This is a genomic window from Parabacteroides faecis (assembly GCF_014647375.1).
Lineage (GTDB): Bacteria > Bacteroidota > Bacteroidia > Bacteroidales > Tannerellaceae > Parabacteroides > Parabacteroides faecis.
In genome coordinates, this window is sequence record NZ_BMPB01000030.1 from 1 (window position 1) to 1407 (window position 1407).

The window sequence follows — 1407 nt, forward strand, 5'->3', positions numbered from 1 at the left end:
CTCATAGGAGCATCACTTTCAACGTCCCCGGTATTGGGTTGAGTTTCTAAAAACAACCGTGCACACCGAGGTTAAACTTTACCGGGTCCGCTCCGACTCGCCGCTCGCCCACTACTCCGAAGGCAACAAAACATTTGTTTTTAATTTTGATGAAAATTTCTGATTTGAAATCGTTTTGGTTTGAAATTGTTTTGAAAAGGTTCTTTAAATCTTGTGGGTTTGCAACTCGTAGGAGCATCACTTTCAACGTCCCCGGTATTGGATTGAGTTTCTAAAAACAACCGTGCACACCGAGGTTAAACTTTACCGGGTCCGCTCCGACTCGCCGCTCGCCCACTACTCCGAAGGCAACAAAACATTTGTTTTTAATTTTGATGAAATTCTTTTGAAAAAATTGGCTTGGCAACCCCAATCCGCGACTATCCACCCACCGCCACCCCACACGGGTGGTTGTTAGTTGCGAAATGAGGTTGTTGTCGACATGCCGGTGCATTTGAGAAGGAGTTCCTAGCAACTCCGTGCTCTCCCATGCAAAAAAAAGCCTAGACAACCCCATTTCGCAACTTTCCACGCCTTTTTTTTTTTTTCCCACCTCACCCATGGCGGCGGCGTGGTGGCGGCCGGATTCCGGCCGCCACCGCCATGGGTGGCAGCCCACCACCCCGACACCAAACCCATAATACCGAGGCAACATATCGAGGCAACATGACATGGGTGTGGCGTGGGGGAAGGGGGCTGCAGCTAGGAAGGCATGGGCTGCCATGCATATGCAGGCAACACACACCCCCCTATATAGCATTTTATGCATTTTGCCCTTTGACAGGAGGAGACATCAACTATGCGCGAGGAGTCATAATGGGCTCTAAATAATTCAATACAAGGTATTTTGACGTGATTTTTTGCAGAGACACTAACAAAAATGCAATCTATGATGGGAAAAAGTTTCATAAATTTTTGAGGTCGGGAAGTATTTTTTATTATTTTTAGAAGTCGTAAAATTGAAAAAATCATTAAAAAAAATCGGGGAGGAATTTTTTAGTTTTGTAAGTTGGAGAAGGTCCTAAAAATCATAGACTACTTATGGGGAGCTTATTGTGCGAGGAAATTTCAATAAAAAAGGGGTTTGACAAGGTTTGAAAAATTCTGTCGACATTTGTGGGCATGCTGTGGGCATATGTGGGCATGCTGTGGGCAGCAATGCCAAGGGCTGGGCAGCAATGGCATGTCAAGCTGCCAATAGCCTCACTCTCGAAATGCCTTGACTGGGGAGCAATGCCAAGGCCATGCCAAGGCAAGGCATGCCAAGGCACGAAATGCCAAGGCAAGGCATGCCAAGCCAAGGCATGCCAAGGCACGAAATGCCAAGCCAAGGCATGCCAAGGCACGACATGCCAAGGCAAGACATGC

Annotated in this window: 1 protein-coding gene; it reads right to left on the reverse strand. The window is 47.1% G+C overall.

Annotation, left to right across the window (positions count from 1 at the left end):
* Positions 1–1067: 1067 nt before the first annotated feature.
* Positions 1068–1407: hypothetical protein (locus IEY67_RS25525; RefSeq protein ID WP_229801205.1), on the reverse strand; the 340-nt coding region annotated here is incomplete at its 5' end.